The 19,009-nt window shown below is 31.0% G+C and carries 21 protein-coding genes; 20 read left to right on the top strand and 1 reads right to left on the bottom strand.

Going from position 1 to position 19,009, the window contains the following annotated elements:
- Positions 1-3 precede the first annotated feature (3 nt).
- The 19 genes from upp (at position 4) to CLOBL_RS19025 (ending at position 17,488) form a co-directional block, all read left to right on the top strand.
- Positions 4-633 (top strand): uracil phosphoribosyltransferase, encoded by a 630-nt coding sequence (upp, locus tag CLOBL_RS19115; RefSeq protein ID WP_077860479.1) that lies wholly within the window; start codon positions 4-6, stop codon positions 631-633.
- Positions 634-722: 89 nt separating this feature from the next.
- Complete coding sequence (locus tag CLOBL_RS19110) at positions 723-1,217, top strand: deaminase (protein WP_077860478.1); 495 nt, start codon at positions 723-725, stop codon at positions 1,215-1,217.
- A gap of 152 nt (positions 1,218-1,369) precedes the next feature.
- Entirely contained in the window at positions 1,370-2,530 is a 1,161-nt protein-coding gene (gene wecB / locus CLOBL_RS19105; RefSeq protein ID WP_077860477.1) for a UDP-N-acetylglucosamine 2-epimerase (non-hydrolyzing), read from the top strand.
- A 271-nt stretch (positions 2,531-2,801) separates the two neighbouring features.
- The gene (locus tag CLOBL_RS19100; RefSeq protein ID WP_077860476.1) at positions 2,802-3,983 is read left to right on the top strand and encodes an acetyl-CoA C-acetyltransferase; all 1,182 of its coding nucleotides are present in this window, start codon (positions 2,802-2,804) and stop codon (positions 3,981-3,983) included.
- A gap of 662 nt (positions 3,984-4,645) precedes the next feature.
- Complete coding sequence (locus CLOBL_RS19095; RefSeq protein WP_077860475.1) at positions 4,646-5,011, top strand: hypothetical protein; 366 nt, start codon at positions 4,646-4,648, stop codon at positions 5,009-5,011.
- A gap of 16 nt (positions 5,012-5,027) precedes the next feature.
- A complete protein-coding gene (locus CLOBL_RS19090; protein WP_179117796.1) occupies positions 5,028-5,696 on the top strand; it encodes a F0F1 ATP synthase subunit A in 669 nt (222 codons plus the stop codon).
- A 52-nt stretch (positions 5,697-5,748) separates the two neighbouring features.
- Positions 5,749-5,964 carry an ATP synthase F0 subunit C gene (atpE, locus tag CLOBL_RS19085; RefSeq protein WP_009168136.1) on the top strand — a complete coding sequence of 72 codons (216 nt, stop codon included), beginning with the start codon at positions 5,749-5,751 and terminating at the stop codon, positions 5,962-5,964.
- A 63-nt stretch (positions 5,965-6,027) separates the two neighbouring features.
- Positions 6,028-6,507 (top strand): F0F1 ATP synthase subunit B, encoded by a 480-nt coding sequence (locus tag CLOBL_RS19080; protein ID WP_077860473.1) that lies wholly within the window; start codon positions 6,028-6,030, stop codon positions 6,505-6,507.
- Position 6,508: 1 nt separating this feature from the next.
- On the top strand, positions 6,509-7,048 hold the full coding sequence (locus CLOBL_RS19075; protein ID WP_077860472.1) for a F0F1 ATP synthase subunit delta: 540 nt from the start codon (positions 6,509-6,511) through the stop codon (positions 7,046-7,048).
- A gap of 10 nt (positions 7,049-7,058) precedes the next feature.
- Positions 7,059-8,573 (top strand): F0F1 ATP synthase subunit alpha, encoded by a 1,515-nt coding sequence (gene atpA / locus CLOBL_RS19070; protein ID WP_077860471.1) that lies wholly within the window; start codon positions 7,059-7,061, stop codon positions 8,571-8,573.
- Between the two features lie 38 nt (positions 8,574-8,611).
- A complete protein-coding gene (gene atpG / locus CLOBL_RS19065) occupies positions 8,612-9,463 on the top strand; it encodes an ATP synthase F1 subunit gamma (protein WP_077860470.1) in 852 nt (283 codons plus the stop codon).
- A gap of 14 nt (positions 9,464-9,477) precedes the next feature.
- Positions 9,478-10,869 (top strand): F0F1 ATP synthase subunit beta, encoded by a 1,392-nt coding sequence (gene atpD, locus CLOBL_RS19060; protein WP_077860469.1) that lies wholly within the window; start codon positions 9,478-9,480, stop codon positions 10,867-10,869.
- Positions 10,870-10,884: 15 nt separating this feature from the next.
- Positions 10,885-11,295 carry an ATP synthase F1 subunit epsilon gene (atpC, locus tag CLOBL_RS19055; protein WP_009168142.1) on the top strand — a complete coding sequence of 137 codons (411 nt, stop codon included), beginning with the start codon at positions 10,885-10,887 and terminating at the stop codon, positions 11,293-11,295.
- A gap of 259 nt (positions 11,296-11,554) precedes the next feature.
- Complete coding sequence (locus CLOBL_RS19050; protein WP_077860468.1) at positions 11,555-12,196, top strand: hypothetical protein; 642 nt, start codon at positions 11,555-11,557, stop codon at positions 12,194-12,196.
- 150 nt (positions 12,197-12,346) lie between these two features.
- Positions 12,347-13,609, top strand: coding sequence for a UDP-N-acetylglucosamine 1-carboxyvinyltransferase (murA, locus tag CLOBL_RS19045; protein ID WP_077860467.1), 1,263 nt, complete (start codon positions 12,347-12,349; stop codon positions 13,607-13,609).
- A 243-nt stretch (positions 13,610-13,852) separates the two neighbouring features.
- A complete protein-coding gene (gene spoIID, locus CLOBL_RS19040; RefSeq protein ID WP_077860466.1) occupies positions 13,853-14,911 on the top strand; it encodes a stage II sporulation protein D in 1,059 nt (352 codons plus the stop codon).
- Positions 14,912-15,291: 380 nt separating this feature from the next.
- Positions 15,292-16,023 carry a M23 family metallopeptidase gene (locus tag CLOBL_RS19035; RefSeq protein WP_077860486.1) on the top strand — a complete coding sequence of 244 codons (732 nt, stop codon included), beginning with the start codon at positions 15,292-15,294 and terminating at the stop codon, positions 16,021-16,023.
- A gap of 102 nt (positions 16,024-16,125) precedes the next feature.
- Positions 16,126-16,380, top strand: a complete 255-nt coding sequence (gene spoIIID, locus CLOBL_RS19030) for a sporulation transcriptional regulator SpoIIID (protein ID WP_009168147.1) — start codon at positions 16,126-16,128, stop codon at positions 16,378-16,380.
- 79 nt (positions 16,381-16,459) lie between these two features.
- Positions 16,460-17,488, top strand: a complete 1,029-nt coding sequence (locus CLOBL_RS19025; RefSeq protein ID WP_009168148.1) for a rod shape-determining protein — start codon at positions 16,460-16,462, stop codon at positions 17,486-17,488.
- 266 nt (positions 17,489-17,754) lie between these two features.
- Here CLOBL_RS19025 and yyaC read toward each other — a convergent pair whose 3' ends face one another.
- Positions 17,755-18,291 carry a spore protease YyaC gene (gene yyaC, locus CLOBL_RS19020; protein ID WP_009168149.1) on the bottom strand — a complete coding sequence of 179 codons (537 nt, stop codon included), beginning with the start codon at positions 18,289-18,291 and terminating at the stop codon, positions 17,755-17,757.
- A 97-nt stretch (positions 18,292-18,388) separates the two neighbouring features.
- Between yyaC and CLOBL_RS19015 the strand changes: the two genes are divergently transcribed.
- A complete protein-coding gene (locus tag CLOBL_RS19015; protein WP_077860465.1) occupies positions 18,389-18,796 on the top strand; it encodes a hypothetical protein in 408 nt (135 codons plus the stop codon).
- Positions 18,797-19,009: the final 213 nt, after the last annotated feature.

The following is a 19,009-nucleotide window of genomic DNA, read 5'->3' as shown; positions in this document are numbered from 1 at the left end:
ATAATGAGTAAAGTAACAGAAATAAATCACCCATTAATATTACATAAGTTAGCGATTTTAAGAGATGAGAAAACAGGTTCAAAAGAATTTAGGAAGTTAGTAGAAGAAATTTCTATGTTAATGGCTTACGAGGTTACAAGAGACTTACATACAGAAGAAGTTGATGTGAAAACTCCTGTAGCTGTAGCTAAATGTCAAATGCTTGCAGGAAAGAAAATAGCAGTAGTACCTATACTAAGAGCTGGTCTTGGAATGGTTGATGGAGTGATCAACTTAATTCCTGCTGCTAAGGTTGGCCATATTGGATTATATAGAGATGAAAAAACACTTCAACCGGTAGAATATTTCTGCAAATTACCACAAGATATTGCTGAGAGAGACATAATCGTTGTAGATCCAATGCTTGCAACAGGCGGTTCATCAATAGATGCTATAACAATGCTTAAAAATAGAGGAGCTAAAAACTTAAAATTAATGTGTTTAGTTGGAGCTCCAGAAGGAATTGAAGCAGTGCAAAAGGCTCATACTGATGTAGATATATATTTAGCGTCTATAGATGAGAAATTAAATGAAAGCGGATATATAGTACCAGGACTTGGTGATGCAGGAGATAGACTGTTTGGTACTAAATAAAGTTTTTAGTAAAGAATATAAATTAAAAAATATACTGACTATATACATAAGTAACCTGGACTAATTTATGATTTGTGGGGATTTTGAATATGGAAAGAAGAGATAAACAAAACTATTATTTAGATATTGCAGAAACAGTTTTAGAAAGAGGAACTTGTTTAAGAAGAAATTATGGATCGATAATAGTTAAAAATGATGAAATAATTTCAACAGGTTATACAGGCGCACCAAGAGGCAGGAAAAATTGTATAGATTTAAATAGCTGCATAAGAGAAAAACTTAATGTACCAAGAGGAACTCAATATGAACTTTGCAGAAGTGTTCATAGCGAAGCTAACGCAATAATAAGTGCTTCAAGAAAGGATATGATTGGAGCAACCTTATATTTAGTTGGGAAAGATGCAAAAACTAAAGAATATGTAAAAGATGCTAACTCTTGTTCAATGTGTAAGAGACTGATAATTAATTCGGGAATTATCAGTGTTATTATAAGAGATTCAAAAGATGATTACAGGGAAATTAGTGTAGAATCTTGGATAGAAGATGATGACTCTTTAAAAATTGCAAGAGAAGCAGGATATTAAATTAAAAATTAGGGATTTATGATTTTAATGGCAAATTCTACAATAGAATTTCTAAGTTATAAAGAAGGAAACCAGTGGTTTTTATCCTCAACTGTTAATTGTTAACTCTTGACTTTTAACTGAATGAAATGTTTGAATTAGGAGGAAATGAATTGAGTACTAAAAAAATAATTACTATTTTTGGAACAAGGCCGGAAGCTATAAAAATGGCACCTTTAGTAAAAGAGTTGGAAAAAAGAGAAGAAATTGAATCAAAGGTTTGTGTAACAGCTCAACATAGAGAAATGCTGGATCAAGTCTTAGAATTATTTGATATTAAACCAGATTTTGATTTAAATATAATGAAAACAAAGCAAAGCTTGACTGGAATTACGGGTAGAGTTTTAGAGGGATTAGAAGAAGTATTTAAGGAAGAAAAGCCAGATATGATTCTAGTTCACGGAGATACAACAACTACATTTGCTGGTTCATTAGCTGCGTTTTATCAACAAATTAAGGTGGGTCATGTAGAAGCAGGTCTTAGAACCTTCAACAAATATTTCCCTTTCCCAGAAGAGATGAACAGAAAATTGACAGGTAGTTTAGCAGATTTACATTTTGCACCTACTAAGGGATCAAAAAATAACTTGTTAAGAGAGGGCATAAAAGAGAATGAAATATATGTTACAGGAAACACTGTAATTGATGCAATGAAACACACAGTTGAGGAAAATTACGTTTTTGAAAATGAGGAATTAAACAACATAGATTTTAATAAAAAGGTTATAATGATTACTGCACATAGAAGAGAAAATTGGGGAGAAGGAATTCAGAATATCTGCATTGCATTAAACAAGATAGTGGAACAAAACAGTGATGTAGAATTGATATATTTAGTTCATTTAAATCCGGTTGTTAAGGATGTAGTATTTGAGAGGCTTGGTGGAAAAGAGAGAATTCATTTATTATCACCGCTAGATACTAAAGAAACTCATAATTTAATGAACAAATCATTTATGGTAATGACAGATTCAGGAGGATTGCAGGAGGAAGCTCCACATCTAGGTAAACCGGTACTAGTATTAAGAGATGTAACAGAGCGTCCAGAAGCTGTTGAAGCTGGAACTGTAAAGCTGGTTGGAACAGATGTAGATAGAATTGTTTCTGAGGCAAATGAATTGCTTAGAAATGATGAAGCTTATTCTAAAATGAGTAAATCTATTAATCCATATGGAGATGGAATTGCATCAAGAAGAATAGTAGATGCTATATTAAAATACTTTGATTTAAATTCAAGAAATGTAGAGGAATTTGATACAGATTCAATAAGATAGCAAGGCAATATGCTTGTTTATTTCGTATCATACTTTTAGGAAATATGTTCATTAGTTTAGTAATTATGTTAACATATTTTCTTGTATGATATGGAATATACATGGCAGTATTGATTTGTTATTTTTTTCGTATAACTAAAAAATTTTAAAGTTTGTTTAAAATTTAACAATTTTCTCTTGATAAAACAAATAATAGAGGGTATAATTTAGTTATGTTAATAATTTAACGAAAAAATTATAGTATAATTAATGTGATTTGAGGAGGTCAAACATGAAAGACGTAGTTATTGTAAGTGCGGTAAGAACAGCATTAGGTAGTTTTGGTGGTGCATTAAAGGATGTATCAGCAGTTGATTTAGGAGCTTTAGTAATTAAAGAAGCAGTTAACAGAGCTGGGGTTAAGCCTGAATTAATTGAAGAAGTTATAATGGGTAACGTAATTCAAGCAGGTCTTGGTCAAAACACAGCAAGACAATCAACAATTAAAGCTGGATTACCACAAGAAGTTTCAGCTATGACAATAAATAAGGTTTGTGGATCAGGTCTTAGAGCAGTTAGTTTAGCAGCTCAAATGATAAAAGCTGGAGACGCTGATGTTATTGTTGCGGGCGGTATGGAAAATATGTCAGCTGCACCATATGCATTAGATAAGGCAAGATGGGGCCAAAGAATGGGCGATGGTAAATTAGTTGATACAATGATAAAAGATGCATTATTTGATGCTTTTAATAACTACCATATGGGAGTTACAGCTGAAAACATTGCTAAAGAGTGGGGATTAACTAGAGAAGAACAAGATGCTTTTTCAGCAGCTTCTCAACAAAAGGCAGAAGCAGCAATTAAATCAGGAAGATTTAAAGATGAAATAGTTCCAGTTGTGATTCCACAAAGAAAGGGAGATCCAAAGGTATTTGATACAGATGAATTCCCTAGATTTGGTACAACAGTAGAAACTTTAGCAAAGTTAAAACCAGCATTTATTAAAGATGGTACAGTAACAGCTGGTAATGCTTCAGGAATCAATGATGGAGCAGCTGCATTTGTTGTTATGAGTGCAGAAAAAGCAGAAGAATTAGGAATTAAACCAATGGCTAAAATAGTTTCTTATGGATCAAAAGGATTAGATCCAGCTATTATGGGATATGGACCATTCCATGCAACTAAAAAAGCTTTAGAAAAAGCTAATTTAACTATAGAAGATTTAGATTTAATTGAAGCAAATGAAGCATTTGCAGCTCAAAGTTTAGCTGTTGCTAAAGATTTAAAATTTGATATGTCAAAAGTTAATGTAAATGGTGGCGCAATTGCGTTAGGTCACCCAGTTGGTGCATCAGGAGCAAGAATCTTAGTTACTCTTCTTCATGAAATGGAAAAAAGAGATGCTAAAAAAGGACTTGCAACACTTTGTATTGGTGGGGGAATGGGAACAGCTCTTATTGTTGAAAGAGTTTAGTACAAATATCATTTCTGTAAAAGTTACTATGATAAGCTGTCATAGTAACTTTTTTTTATAGAAGAAATTTTATAAACAAGTTAGTATAAAAGGACAGATTAAAGAAGAAAATAGAAACAATACTTAGATTACATAAAATTTGAAGTATTATATTAAAAATTTTCATGAAAAAATTTTAGTTAAAAGGTTATATCGCATTATAATATGGTTCGAATCTTAGGGATTTAATAAAAGAAGAAGTAAATTTATCTAATAAATTGAAAAATGAAAATAAATTTTGAATTAGCATTAAATTATATATTCAATTTTATTAAAATCATAATTTTAAGTTTGCTATATATGAAAGTTAAAAAAGGCGTTATTTGCACAAAATTTACAGAAATGATAAAAAAAATTTACAATAACTGTAATGAAAATGTTAACATGAATTAAAATGCAATTATTCATATAACAGAATATTCTGACAAGAGCAATGTGAAAAATAATAAACATCAAAAAATAAGAAAAATGAAGTAATATGTAAGATTTGCTGAGCATTTTGAAGAAATACAAATATAAACTAATCATAAGCGGGCAATCGGCATAATTTAACTTAAAATAGTAATTTGTTAAAGATAAATATAAAAGATATAATATAAACATTGAGAGTTAGGAGGTAATGTATGAATAAAGAGATGAATAAACTGCTCTTACAAGCTATCAAGTATGATCTAGTAAGTGGTGCATTGATATCTTTACTGATAGTATTATTTTCTAATTTTACATATGCAGGGATCTATGCAGTAGGAATATGTGTAGCATTAGCTAATTTTTTGGCATATGGTTATACAATTGGAAAAAATTTGGGTAAAGGTGCAAAGAATTGGCTTTTCATACTAGAATTTTTTCTTAGAATGGCTTTCATAGTTATTACTATATTGCCGTTCAGAGATAATATGGTATATATGCTTTATTATATAGCTGGATTTGTTTCACATTATATTCTACTAATAGGATCAAATATAATGAGAAGGAAAGGAAGTGTTTGAATTGGAAATTACGCCTATGCCTGTATGGTCGCCTGAAATTTTTGGCTATACTGTTGATATTACAGCAGGTATAATAATTGAATGGGTTGTTATTGTGGTTTTAGCTATAGCTGCTTATGCATTAACAAAAAGTTTAAAGTTAAAACCAAATAAAACTCAGGCTGCTGTAGAAAATATATATCAGCTATTAAAAGATTTTATAGTGAACACCATGGGTAAAGAGTATGAATCATTTGTACCATATATAGGAACATTAATGATTTATTTGCTAGTCCTTAACTGGATTGGGGCAATAGGTTTCAAACCACCGACAAGTGATGTTAGCACAACAGCATCATTTGCAATAGTTACATTTTTAGTTGTAAATATAAATGCAATTAGAAAAAATGGACTTCTTGGTTATGGAAAAGCATATTTTCATCCATTTGTACCTATGTTACCACTTAATCTATTAGAAAGAGTTATGTTGCCAATAACATTAGCACTTAGACTTTTTGGTAACATGTTTGCAGCTGTAGTATTGGTAGATTTAGTTTATTCTGGCTTAAGATCAATAGGAGTTTTTGCACAGCTAGGAATACCAATTATATTACATGGTTATTTTGATTTATTTGATGGAGTACTTCAAATGGTAGTATTTTCAATGTTAACTATGATTAATATTAAAAACGTTGCAGAAGAGTAAATTTAAACAAACAAACAAACAGACATTTTTGAAAATTTAAGGAGGAATTAGAATGAGTTTTGGAGTTTTAGCAGCAGGTATAGCTGTATTATCTGGTATTGGAGCAGGTGCAGGTATTGGTATCGCAACAGGAAAGGCAATTGAAGCAGTGGCAAGACAACCAGAAGCACAACCAAGAATAATGACATTTTTACTTTTAGGTGCAGCCCTTGCAGAAACAACAGCGATTTACGGATTAGTAATGTCATTTATAGTAATGGGTAAATAATAGCTAAATATGAGTTCGTATGAGTTAATTGTATTGACTCCGAAGGGAGGATATAGATAAAATATGGAAATTAGATTGTCGACATTAATAATCAACTGGATTAATTTTGCCATTATACTTTTGCTTTTAAGACACTTCTTTTGGAATAAACTAAAAGGAATAATTGCAGAAAGACAAAAATATATAAATGATAAAATGACTAAAGCTGATGAAGATGCTGAAAAAGCTAGAATGTATCTAGTTAAAAATGAGCAGATTCTACAAGGAGCCAAAGAAGAAGGTAAGAAAATCACTGAAGAACAAAGAGCTAAGGGTGATAAGCTTTATGCAGAAATCGTTGAAAATGCAAAAGTTGAAGCAACTTCATTAAAAGAAAGAGCTAGCTTAGAAATTGAAAGAGAAAAAGAAAAAGCAGAATATGAAATCAAAAAACAAGCAGTAGATTTAGCAATCGAGCTTTCAGTTAAAGCATTAGGTGAGCAAGTAGATGAAGCAACACATAGAAAACTTATCGGCGATTTTATTGCTAAGGTAGGTATGTAGTATGCATGAATATTTGGAAAAAAGATATGCTTTAGCTCTATATGAAATTGCTGAGAAAAAAAATAGTGTAGATGAATATTTACGTGATTTAACAGAAATCTGCAACATTTTTGCTGAAAATGAAGACTTCTACGAAGTACTTAAACATCCAGTAATTAATACAGCAAAAAAGAAGCAATTATTTACTGATTTGTTTAAAGGAAAGATTGATGATGAATTACTTTTCTTCATGATTATTTTAATTGAAAAAGGAAGAATTCTTCAATTAAAAGATATACTAAATCAAATGGAAAATATTGATTTAGAAAGAAGAAATACTATAAGAGGTGTAGTTAAAACAGTTGTACCACTTTTAGATGATGAATTAAAACAATTAAAAGATATCTTTGAAAAGAAGTACGAAAAAACTATATTATTTGATACTAAAGTAGACAAAAGCCTTTTAGGCGGAGTTTATGTAAAAGTTGGAAATGATGTTATTGATGGTACCTTAAAATCAAAGATAGATGAAATGAAAGATTTAATGCTTAAGAAGGAATAGAGGTGAATCCATGAATATTAAACCAGAAGAAATAACTTCTATTATAAAGAAAGAAATAGAGAATTACGAAAAAGATATTAAAACAGTGGATTCTGGTACTATAATCACAGTTGGAGACGGTGTTGCAAGAGTTTATGGATTAGATAACTGTATGCAAGGAGAATTATTAGAATTCCCTAACAATGTATATGGTATGGTTTTGAACCTTGAACAAGACAACGTTGGTTGCGTTCTTTTAGGAGATGAAAAAGGAATAAAAGAAGGCGATATAGTTAAAGGAACCGGAAATGTCGTTGAAGTTCCAGTTGGCGAAGCAATGATTGGAAGAGTTATTAATGCCTTAGGAGAACCAATTGACGGTAAAGGTCCTATAACTGCAGCTGGGCATAGACCAGTAGAAATACCAGCAGCTGGTATAATTGATAGAAGTTCTGTTAATCAACCACTACAAACTGGAATTAAGGCTATAGACTCAATGATTCCAATTGGTAGAGGTCAAAGAGAGCTTATAATAGGAGATAGACAAACAGGTAAAACTGCAATAGCAATAGATACTATCTTAAACCAAAAAGGTAAAGATGTTATTTGTATTTATGTAGCTATTGGTCAAAAACAATCTACAGTTGCCCACTTAGTAAATACTTTTACTGAAGCAGGAGCTATGGATTATACTGTTGTTGTAAGTGCTACAGCATCAGAATCTGCACCACTTCAATATATTGCTCCATATGCTGGATGTAGTATAGGTGAATATTTTATGCATCAAGGAAAGGATGTATTAATAATATACGATGACCTTTCTAAACATGCTACAGCTTATAGAGCTATGTCATTATTACTTAAGAGACCACCAGGAAGAGAAGCTTATCCAGGTGATGTTTTCTATATTCACTCAAGATTACTTGAAAGAGCTGCTAAGCTATCTAAAGAATTAGGTGGTGGTTCAATAACAGCGCTTCCAATTATAGAAACACAAGCAGGAGACGTTACAGCGTACATACCAACAAATGTAATTTCAATTACAGATGGTCAAATATTCCTAGAATCTGATTTATTCAATGCAGGACAAAGACCAGCCGTAAATGCTGGTATATCAGTATCCAGAGTTGGTGGTAGCGCTCAAATTAAAGCTATGAAGCAAGTAAGTGGTACATTAAGACTTGAACTTGCACAATATAGAGAACTTGAAGCATTTACTCAATTCGGTTCTGATTTAGATGCCGATTCTAGTAGAAGACTTGAAAAAGGTAAGAGATTAGTTGAAGTATTAAAACAAAATCAATACAGTCCACTTGAAGTTGGAAAACAAGTAATGATATTATATGCTGCAGTTAATGATTTCTTATCAGACATCCAAGTTAGCGATATAAAGAGATTTGAAAAAGAATTCTTAGAATATGCTGACACTCATCATAGAGAAGTTGAAAAAGCAATTATTACTGAAAAAACTTTAACTGATGATATTAAAACTAAGTTAGAGGAAGCAATAGTTGAGTTTAAAAAGGTATTTTTAAAGGAAGCATAGCTTAAATTAGCTATGCCCTTCTTTAGGAGGTGGAAATCATGGGCGCAGCTGGACTTCTTGATTTAAAGAAGAGAATTAGATCAGTAGAAAATACAAAAAAAATAACGAATGCTATGGGGCTTGTTGCCACTTCTAAGTTAAGAAAAACTAAGAATGAACTATTAGTAAACAATAAGTTCATTGAAATAACTGAACCGACAGTAAGGAATCTTGCGGCTACAGCTAGTTTAGAAGGTGCAAATATTTATTTCGATGGAAATGACAGTGAAAATAAATTATATGTGCTAATGACATCAGATTCAGGATTATGTGGTGGGTTCAATAGTGGTGTAGTATCTTACTTAGATAGCATAATAAAAGAAAAGAAGAAAACTTCAAAGGTTATTTTGGTTGGAGCTAAAGGTGCCGGTTACTTAAAAAGAATTAAGGTAGAACCTGTGGCTGAATATGTTGGGATTTCGGATCTACCAACTGTAAGTGATGCAAAGTTAATATTTGATAAAGCCCTTGAGATGTATCTTAATGGAGAAGTTTCAGAAGTTAATATTGTATATTCTGAGTTTGTATCATCAGTTAAGCAGGAACCAAAATGCTTTAAAATTTTGCCTATAGATAAACCAGAAGAGAAATCAAATCCTTACCTTATTGAACCAGATTTAGGTATAGTATTAGAAGATGCTCTTAATATCTATTTAAAAGGAAAAATAAGAAACGTTTTATTGAGCTCAAAATGCAGTGAGCAGAGTACAAGAATGACTGCTATGGATGGAGCTACTAAAAATGCGAATGATTTATTGTCTAACTTAAAACTTAAGTATAATAGAATCAGACAAGGTGCTATTACACAAGAAATAAGTGAAATTGTTGGAGGAGCAGCAGCTCAAAATTAGTAAGGAGGTATCTTATGCCTGAAAAGATTGGAAAAGTAGTTCAAGTAATTGGACCAGTAATAGATATAAAATTTGATACAGATTCTCTTCCAAACTTATATAATTCAATTATTATTAAGATGGGAGAGCATGATTTAGTAGCGGAAGTTGAACAACATGTTGGAGACGATATTGTTAGAGCAATAGCAATGGAAGCTACAGAAGGTTTGAAAAGAGGAATGGATGCTATTGATACAGGAGCACCTATTTCTGTTCCAGTAGGAGAAGAAGTACTAGGAAGATTATTTAATGTTTTAGGAAAGCCTATTGATAAATGTGGTGATGTTGAAATAAAACAAGAATACCCAATTCATAGACCAGCACCTAGTTTTAAAGATCAATCAGTTGAACCTGAAATGTTTGAAACAGGAATCAAGGTAGTAGATTTGCTTGCACCGTACCAAAGAGGTGGTAAGATAGGTCTATTTGGAGGAGCTGGAGTTGGTAAAACAGTTTTAATTCAAGAGTTAATCAACAATATAGCTAAACAACATGGTGGATTATCAGTATTTACCGGTGTTGGTGAAAGATCAAGAGAAGGTAATGACTTATATCATGAAATGAAAGATTCAGGAGTTATCGATAAGACTGCACTAGTATTCGGACAAATGAATGAGCCACCAGGTGCCAGAATGAGAGTTGCATTAACAGGTCTTACTATGGCAGAATACTTTAGAGATAAAGGTCAAGACGTGTTATTATTCATAGATAACATATTCAGATATACTCAAGCAGGTTCTGAGGTATCAGCATTACTTGGAAGAACGCCTTCAGCCGTTGGATATCAACCAACACTTGCAACTGAAATGGGTGCCCTTCAAGAAAGAATTACATCGACAGTTAATGGATCAATTACATCAGTTCAAGCTGTATATGTTCCTGCCGATGACTTAACTGACCCAGCACCAGCTACAACATTCTCACATCTAGATGCAACAACAGTTTTATCTAGAGGTATAGCAGAACTTGGTATATATCCAGCCGTAGATCCACTAGAATCTACATCAAGAATATTAGATCCTAGAATAGTTGGTGAAGAACACTATAGAGTAGCTGCAAATGTTAAAACTGTTCTTGAAAAATATAGACAATTACAAGATATTATAGCTATCTTAGGTGTAGATGAATTAGGAGACGAAGATAAAGCTGTCGTAGCTAGAGCAAGAAGAATCCAAAGATTCTTATCTCAGCCATTTACAGTTGGTGAACAATTCACTGGCTTAAAGGGTAAGTATGTTCCTATAAAGGAAACTATTAGAGGATTTAGAGAAATTCTTGAAGGTAAGTATGATGATTTACCAGAATCAGCATTCTTATTTGCAGGTACTATAGACGATGTTCTAGAAAAAGCAAAGAATTTAGGATAAAGGGGATGAGCAATTATGGCTAATACCTTTTTACTAAAAATAGTTACACCTAGCCATGAAGTGTATAATGGAGAGGTTGAAAAAGTAATGTTAAAAACTGCTGATGGAGAATTTGAAGTTTTAGCAAATCACGCAAACTTAATATCAAGTACTATTCCTTGTATTGCTAAATTTAAAGATGCTAAAGGAAATGATGAGGAATTATTTATTTCTAAAGCTCTTGTGCAAGTTGGAAATAATGAAATGGTAATAAGTAGTGATGCTGCTGAATTTGAAGAAGACATCGATGAAGAAAGAGCAGAAGAAGCTTTAAAAAGAGCTGAAAGCAGGCTAAAAAACCCTGAAAAATACAATAAGGGTAGAGCAGAAGCAGCATTGCTTAGAGCAAAACAAAGAATATTGTTAAAGAAATCTAGTCATAGATAAAATTTTATGACGATTTAAAGTGTAATATTTCTTATATGGGTGAAACTATATAAGAGACATTACACTTTATTTTTTTATTCTTCAGGTTTATGTTTATATCTTCATAAGGTAGTTTTTTTACTATTTTTTATTCTAGATATTGACAATCTATCACAAAATTTTAAGAAATTTATATTATATAAATATAGTTAGATAAAAATGGAATATTAATTATCAGAATTGTCCATAATTAAAAAAGATAACTTAAGGGGGAACTAATATGAAAATAAGCATGGCAATTCTTATGTTGTTGTTATCTTTTTTTGAGATAGGAGCGATTTCTGGTAATGTAAATAGTTCACAAAATGCACTAAATTCACTAGAGTTAAAGGCGAGAAATGTAAGTGTGTTTGAAGAAAATGGTGTAAAGCTTCAATATAAAACAAAACAAGATATGCAAAGAGAAATTTACAGAATAAAAGAATATTTTATTCATAACACAGAAGGTGATTATGAAGAGATCAATGAAAATCAGTTTGAAATTTTCAATCATAGTTATAACATTAATGTAAAAATATGGCGTGAGAATAAATACAGCTATGTAGAAATTGTACTAATTAATAAGAATAGTGAGTATTCAACAATAAATTTAAGAGATATGATTCAAAAAGTTGAAAATAAAGAATCAGAAGATGTGCAATATTTTTCTTATTACGAAGGAAAAAATTTAAGTGATGGCTACTCAATAAATAAGTTTTTAGATGAGAATGATTTAAAAAATACAGAATTACTAGGTATTAATAATGGCTATACTGGAACAGGATATTTAAATGGCAGCTATAAAATTAATTTTGCATTAATTAGGTATAATAAAGTTTCACATATAATAATTGGTACGCCAATAATATTTACAGCATATTAAGACATATTGAAAAAACTAAAAATTAATTAGTTTTGTCGTGTGCATTGGAACAGGGTTTTATATAAAAAACTAATTCCACTGTATAAATTCAGAACAGATTTAGTTTTTGGACAAAATTTCAGATGTTTAACAATTATTATGGAGGATAATATGGAGAAAATAGTAGTTAAAGGTGTAAAGGAGCTGAAAGGTGAAGTTGATATAAGTTGTGCCAAAAATTCAATTTTGCCTATAATTGCAGCAACTATATTATGTCCAGAACCTATAGTTATTGAAAATACACCTCAATTAGAAGATGTAAAAGTTATATGTAAATTATTAAGTGAATTAAATTGTGATGTTAATATTTCTAATTTAAACAATGAATTGACAATAAATACAAAGAATATAAGGGAAATGGATGCTAATGCTGAGCTGATGAGGAAAATGAGAGCATCATTTTTTATTATGGGACCTATGCTTGCTAGATTTGGATATTGCAAACTATCATTGCCAGGTGGGTGTAATATAGGTAGCAGGCCCATAGATTTACATCTTAAGGGATTTAAACTACTTGGAGCTAATGTTATAATTGGCCATGGTTTTGTAGAGGTTAGAGCAAAAAAGATTAGAGGAAATAGAATATACTTAGATTTTCCTTCAGTTGGTGCAACAGAAAATATTATGATGGCAGCAGTTTTTGCTGAGGGTACAACGATAATAGAGAATGCAGCAGAAGAGCCGGAGATATGGGATTTAGCACAATTTTTAAATAAAATGGGTGCTAAAATAGAAGGTGCTGGACTTGGTAAGATAACAATACATGGAGTTAAAGGTCTAAATGGAACTCATTATAGGCCAATATATGACAGAATAGAAGCTGGAACATTTATGATAGCAGCAGCTATTACAAATAGCAAAATAAAAGTTAATGGAGTAAATGAGGATCATTTAAGACCGATAATAGAGAAGCTAAAAGAATGTGGTGTTAAATTTACTCATAATGACAATAATTCTATAATAGTAGATGGAAGAGGACCTAAAAGGCCATTAGATATAAAGACTTTGCCTTATCCAGGTTTTCCAACAGATATGCAAGCACAGATGATGAGTTTATTATCTATAGTTGAAGGTGTAAGTGTAATCACAGAAACAGTTTTTGAAAATAGATTCATGCATGTGGCTGAGCTTCAAAGAATGGGAGCTAATATAAAAATTGATGGAAGAACAGCAATAATTGAGGGAACTCCTAAGCTCACAGGATGTATGGTGAAGGCAACAGATTTGAGGGCGGGAGCAGCCATGATATTAAGTGGACTAATAGCAGATGGAGAGACTGAAGTAAGCGATGTTTATCATATTGATAGAGGATATGTTAGCATTGAAAATAAATTCAGAAATTTAGGAGCAGATATTTATAGAGTAAGTATATAAATTTGCTTCAGTAGTATATTATTAAAAAAGAAATGCAAAAGCTCAAGAAATAGATATTTTATGTTTATTTCTTGAGCTTTTTTATTTTATTTTTAATGTTAAGAAAACTATCAGAAAAGCGGGAAGGCTCAACTATATAAACAACTTATAATTGAAATTTTTATATTTGTAGTTAACATAATCATCATAATTGTAGAAAGTAAAGAATATATTTTATAGTGCATATTTGGGGAGGAAAAATTAATGAAGATAATTGGTATGAAAAATTCAAATATAAAAATTAATAATAGTATAAAAATAACTGTCATTATAAGTATAATTATTTTGAGTATCTTAATTGTATTGCCACTAATATTTTTAGATGTTGATCAAGGGGGGAGCAATTCATTTAGTTTAAAGGATGAGAGTATGATTAAGAATTCACAAATAGTATTTCCCCAAAATGGAAAAGTGAAACTTTATCGCAAGGCAGAAGATAAAGTAGAGGAGATAGATTTGGAAGAATATATAATGGGGGTAGTAGCAAGTGAAATGCCAGCAAGCTTTGAAGAAGAGGCATTAAAGGCTCAAGCGGTAGCAGCAAGAACATTTTATATGAATAGACGTAATAACCCAAGCAAAGATGATAAGGAAAAAGGAGCAGAAGTTTGTGACACAAGTAATTGCCAAGTATATATGAGTAAAGATGAAAGGATGTCTAAATGGAGTAGTCAAGAAAAAGAAAGTAATTGGAATAAAATTCAGAAAGCAGTTCTAGATACAAAAGGCCAAGTTCTTACTTACAATGGAGCTGTGTTAGAATATCCACAGTTCTTTGCTATTAGCGCAGGTAAAACTGAAGATGCAAAAGATGTCCTTTCTATTGATGTACCCTATTTGAAATCTGAAGAAAGTAAAGGGGAAGAAATTGCTCCTAAATATAAATCTACTGTAAAAGTTCCAATAAATGAATTCGTAAATAAGATTAATGCAAAATATAAAGATGCCAAGATTAAAGTAAATGACTTAGTTTCTCAGATAAAAATAGAAAGCTATACTGAAGCTGGAAGTGTAAAAGAAATTAAAGTAGGTAATGAGGATATAAAAGGCACAGAATTTAGAGAACTGTTTAATTTAAATTCAACAAACTTCATATTAAATTTGGAAGGTGATGGAATAAAAATAGATTGTACGGGTTATGGACATGGAGTTGGAATGAGCCAGTGGGGAGCAGATGTTATGGCTAAAAATGGTGAAACTTATGATAAAATTCTTAAGCACTACTATAATGGGGTGGAACTTCAAACTATAACATATAAATAAAATAAATATAAAACACGGAAAGTAGTTTAATGAATTCAAGTACAAGCGAGCTTTTTAGTAGTAATATACTGCTTTTTATTTACAATCGAACATCTCCAATAGATATTTAGAGAGAATAATTATTTTTTATAAAATGATTATTCTCTTTTTAATTTAGTGATTCTTAAATAATTAAAAGTTTGGATGATGTTATCTAAGTTGTATGAATTTATAGTATTTAAATAATAAAAAATGGTTATTTTGTATAAAAGATAAAAAAGTGGATATACTCAAGACTAATAAGAAATTAATTGAAAATTACAAAAATATCAAATAAAAAAATATACGTTTATGTATTATTTCTCGTAAAAGGGGAAATATAACAATTGGAGGTGTTCATGTTGAACAAGAATTTAAAAGAAAGAGCAAAAAAATTATTTAGGAAGGAGGGATTTTATATCGCTTTATTCCTCTGTCTTTGTATATTATTGGCTATTGGAACTGTCTCATATAAAATGATGAGCAGTAAAAATGAAGTAAATAAGACAGAAGATACAAATAAAGAATTAACATTGAATTCTAGCAATGATGAAAAGGCTATAAATGAAGTTCAAAATGCAGAGAGAGTAGAAAATGTTCAGGACAATAAGGAAAGCAATAATAATACAAAAGCAGAGAAATCAACTACAGTAGCTACAACTAATAAAGTAAGTTTCATAAATCCTATAGATGGTGTTGAAAGTAGAAAATATACTTATCCTGCTCCAGTAAAAATGGAAGAAGGTTCTTTTAGAACTGTTAGAGGTGTAAATATACAAGCTAATATAGGAACTGATGTTAAGGCAGCAGCTGATGGTGTGGTAGATTTTGCTGAAAATACAGGGGTTGAAGAAGGCGTAGTTGTAGAGATTAAGCATGCTAATGGATTGAAAACAAGATATGGAAATCTTGATGCAAATTTATCGGTTAAGAATGGTGAAAAGGTAACAGCTAACCAAGTTATTGGTAAGGTTGGAGAGACCGCAAAAGTATTTAGCAAAGATGTATTTGGAGAATTTTTAAATTTACAGGTAATTGATGCTAATGGAGAGCAAGTTAATCCGGAAAAATATTTCAGCTTAAAAACTAAATAAGATAAAAGTTAATATTAGTCATTTGTCATAGTTAGGATAAATGACTAATTAAAAAATGTTAACAAACTATTATGTTAAAGACAAGATTAAGGAAGTGATATTTTGAAAGATTATATTGAAGAAAGAGTTTTAGATGTTGCAAGGTACATTATAGATTCAAAAGCTACAATAAGAAAGACCGCAAAGGTTTTTGGAGTAAGTAAGAGTACAATTCATAAAGATATGACAGAAAGACTTTTAAAAATTAATCCGGAAATTGCCCAAGAAACTCATTCTATATTGGAATTAAATAAAGCTGAAAGACACATTAGGGGTGGAGAAGCAACAAAAATGAAGTATAAAATTATTGAATCTTGATAAATTTAAGTCTATAATATAATATTAGTAGAATTATGTAAATATAGGTATTAATATGTATTATAGGAGTGAATAAGAGATGTGGAGAACAGGGATAGACCTTGCAATTGACTTAGGAACGGCAACTGTTTTAGTTTATGTAAGTGGTAAAGGGGTGGTATTAAAGGAGCCATCCGTAGTAGCCATAAATAAAAATAATAATAAGCTATTGGCTATAGGGGAAGAGGCAAGAAAAATGATAGGAAGAACCCCGGGAAACATAGTTGCAGTGCGTCCGTTAAAAGATGGAGTTATTTCGGATTATGATATAACTCAAAAAATGCTAAAAGAATTTATAAGAAAAGCATGTGGTAAGAAAACTATTAGAGCACCTAAAGTAATTGTTTGTGTACCATCTCAAGCAACGGAAGTTGAGAAAAGAGCAGTAATTGATGCAGCCATGAACTCAGGAGCTAAAAAGGTTCATTTAATAGAGGAACCATTAGCGGCTGCTATTGGTGCAGGATTAGATATTACTAAACCAAATGGATGTATGGTAGTAGACATTGGTGGAGGTACTTGTGATGTTGCTGTAATTTCATTAGGAGGAGTAGTAGAAAGAGAATCTATAAAAGTGGCTGGAAATAAATTTGATGATTCTATAATAAAATATGTAAGAAATAATTACAAGTTAATGATAGGCGAAAAGACTGCTGAAGAATTAAAAATAAACATAGGATCAGCCTTTAAAAATTCTAGAAATCTAACATATATGATGAAGGGAAGAAATCTTATAACAGGATTACCAGATGAAGTAGAAATTACTACTGAGGAAATAAGAAATGCAATAAAAGAACCAGTAGAAGTAATAGTTGAAACTGTAAAAAGAGTATTAGAGAGAACTCCACCTGAATTAGCTTCAGACATAATAGAAAGAGGAATATTGATGACTGGTGGTGGCGCATTAGTACATGGATTAGATAAGCTTATTGAATTTAGGACAGGAGTTGCAGCAACTGTTGCCGAGAATTCTATTGAATGTGTTGTTAAAGGAACTGGTAAGGTTTTAAGCTACATAGATAAGTTAGATAGTGAAGTAAATTCACAACAAATAGTATTAATAGAATAGTATTAATAAATAACGGCTGGAACATTGTTCTGGCCGTTATTTAAGGCACAATCAAATAAATATCTAGTCCATCTGCTAGCCTATTTTTCATGTGCCTAATTAAAAAATATAAGGAAGGCATATAATAAGAAATAGTGAGTATATAATCATGATGCATATTTACAAAAGAATAGAGAAATATGTTTTCCTAATATAATATCATCCGAATGACATATTAATCATGCAAATCTGGAATATAGTAAATTGTTATTGTTTTTGTATATAATTTAAATCATAGGAAATTGCCCACGATTTAAATTATAGGCTTCAATAAATATTCTAGATATGATTTTTGCCATGTTCATAACAAAGGAAAGTCTTATGCTACGTGAAAAAAAGAGTTCTGCATTATCGCTGGAGTCTACAATTCCTATAACAGAAGCAATTCCAACCTCAGGAAGCTCCTTACCTACTCCTTTGCCTGGATGTATCGCATAGTCTCGTATACGAATTTCACCTATATCACTCTCATCTCCTAAACATGCGTCAACACCAATTATGGATGCTTTAGGATGTTTAGTGTATATTTCATCTAATCGTTCATCTATATTTAAAGCATGAATTGGAAAAGATAAGGTTCCGTAAACTGGAAGTGGAAAAAAGTTTTCAGTTAATATGGATCCTACTAAAGGTCCTAAGCAATCACCGATACATTTATCAGTACCAATACAAACTATTACAGTATTTTCAGTAATATAATTTTTAATTTCTAAAGTTAAATCATAATAAAATTTTGAATTTGTATTAGAATTTAAATCAATCAAGGACATATACCCCCTTTATAAAATGTATATGATGAGTAATCAAAAGATAGTATAAAAAAATATTTTATGGAAATTAATACAAGTAAAGGAGGTTAATATGAAGAAAGTTTGTGTATATTTATTATCAATATTTATAATATTACTAAATATTTATTTAATGTTTTTTTGGCAGCCAGAAGGTCAAATTGCAGCTAGTGATACTATTAGTAAAGAAATTGTGTCTTATAATAATGGAACCGTGTTTAAAGTAGATAAAGAAAAGGCATTAGAACAACTATCTTCTGAGGATAGAAAGGATTTTGATAAGATACTAAAAAAGCTATCCGCGCTTGATATGGGAAAGATAAGAGAGTATTATGAAGAAGATAATGAAGAAGAAGGAATAACGAATGCTTTTAAGCTTCTAAAGAAGAGGCTTTCGGATGAAGATTATAAAGAAATAGAAAGAATAAGTTCAAATTTTATACAATTAGACAAGGTTAATGAGAAAATAAAAAATAAATAAGAATGATATGTTAAATTGAAGCATATAGAAGAAATCAGGAGAAATAGAAGGATAAATTAAGCACACTAGTGGATATGAGAGTTGAAATAAAAGCTCTTTGCAGATATACTAATCATTGTCGATCAGTTGAAAAGCGACGACATCAAAGTAATTTGTTTTGGAGGAATTCCCGAGTGGCCAAAGGGGGCAGACTGTAAATCTGTTACGTTTCGT

Origin of the sequence: Clostridium sp. BL-8 (assembly GCF_002006495.1) — a bacterium.
In the GTDB taxonomy this organism is placed as follows: domain Bacteria; phylum Bacillota; class Clostridia; order Clostridiales; family Clostridiaceae; genus Clostridium.
The sequence above is the reverse complement of the archived record's forward strand: the minus strand, read 5'-3'. Positions and strand labels throughout refer to the sequence as shown.

Bases quoted from the DNA above. Each gene is read 5' to 3' on its own strand.
- atpA (WP_077860471.1), top strand. From the start codon at position 7,059: ATGAATATTAAACCAGAAGAAATAACTTCTATTATAAAGAAAGAAATA.
- atpE (WP_009168136.1), top strand. From the start codon at position 5,749: ATGAGTTTTGGAGTTTTAGCAGCAGGTATAGCTGTATTATCTGGTATT.
- murA (WP_077860467.1), top strand. From the start codon at position 12,347: ATGGAGAAAATAGTAGTTAAAGGTGTAAAGGAGCTGAAAGGTGAAGTT.
- atpG (WP_077860470.1), top strand. From the start codon at position 8,612: ATGGGCGCAGCTGGACTTCTTGATTTAAAGAAGAGAATTAGATCAGTA.
- CLOBL_RS19095 (WP_077860475.1), top strand. From the start codon at position 4,646: ATGAATAAAGAGATGAATAAACTGCTCTTACAAGCTATCAAGTATGAT.
- upp (WP_077860479.1), top strand. From the start codon at position 4: ATGAGTAAAGTAACAGAAATAAATCACCCATTAATATTACATAAGTTA.
- CLOBL_RS19080 (WP_077860473.1), top strand. From the start codon at position 6,028: ATGGAAATTAGATTGTCGACATTAATAATCAACTGGATTAATTTTGCC.
- spoIID (WP_077860466.1), top strand. From the start codon at position 13,853: ATGAAGATAATTGGTATGAAAAATTCAAATATAAAAATTAATAATAGT.
- CLOBL_RS19100 (WP_077860476.1), top strand. From the start codon at position 2,802: ATGAAAGACGTAGTTATTGTAAGTGCGGTAAGAACAGCATTAGGTAGT.
- CLOBL_RS19015 (WP_077860465.1), top strand. From the start codon at position 18,389: ATGAAGAAAGTTTGTGTATATTTATTATCAATATTTATAATATTACTA.
- CLOBL_RS19090 (WP_179117796.1), top strand. From the start codon at position 5,028: ATGCCTGTATGGTCGCCTGAAATTTTTGGCTATACTGTTGATATTACA.
- atpC (WP_009168142.1), top strand. From the start codon at position 10,885: ATGGCTAATACCTTTTTACTAAAAATAGTTACACCTAGCCATGAAGTG.
- atpD (WP_077860469.1), top strand. From the start codon at position 9,478: ATGCCTGAAAAGATTGGAAAAGTAGTTCAAGTAATTGGACCAGTAATA.
- CLOBL_RS19025 (WP_009168148.1), top strand. From the start codon at position 16,460: ATGTGGAGAACAGGGATAGACCTTGCAATTGACTTAGGAACGGCAACT.
- CLOBL_RS19075 (WP_077860472.1), top strand. From the start codon at position 6,509: ATGCATGAATATTTGGAAAAAAGATATGCTTTAGCTCTATATGAAATT.
- CLOBL_RS19110 (WP_077860478.1), top strand. From the start codon at position 723: ATGGAAAGAAGAGATAAACAAAACTATTATTTAGATATTGCAGAAACA.
- CLOBL_RS19050 (WP_077860468.1), top strand. From the start codon at position 11,555: ATGAAAATAAGCATGGCAATTCTTATGTTGTTGTTATCTTTTTTTGAG.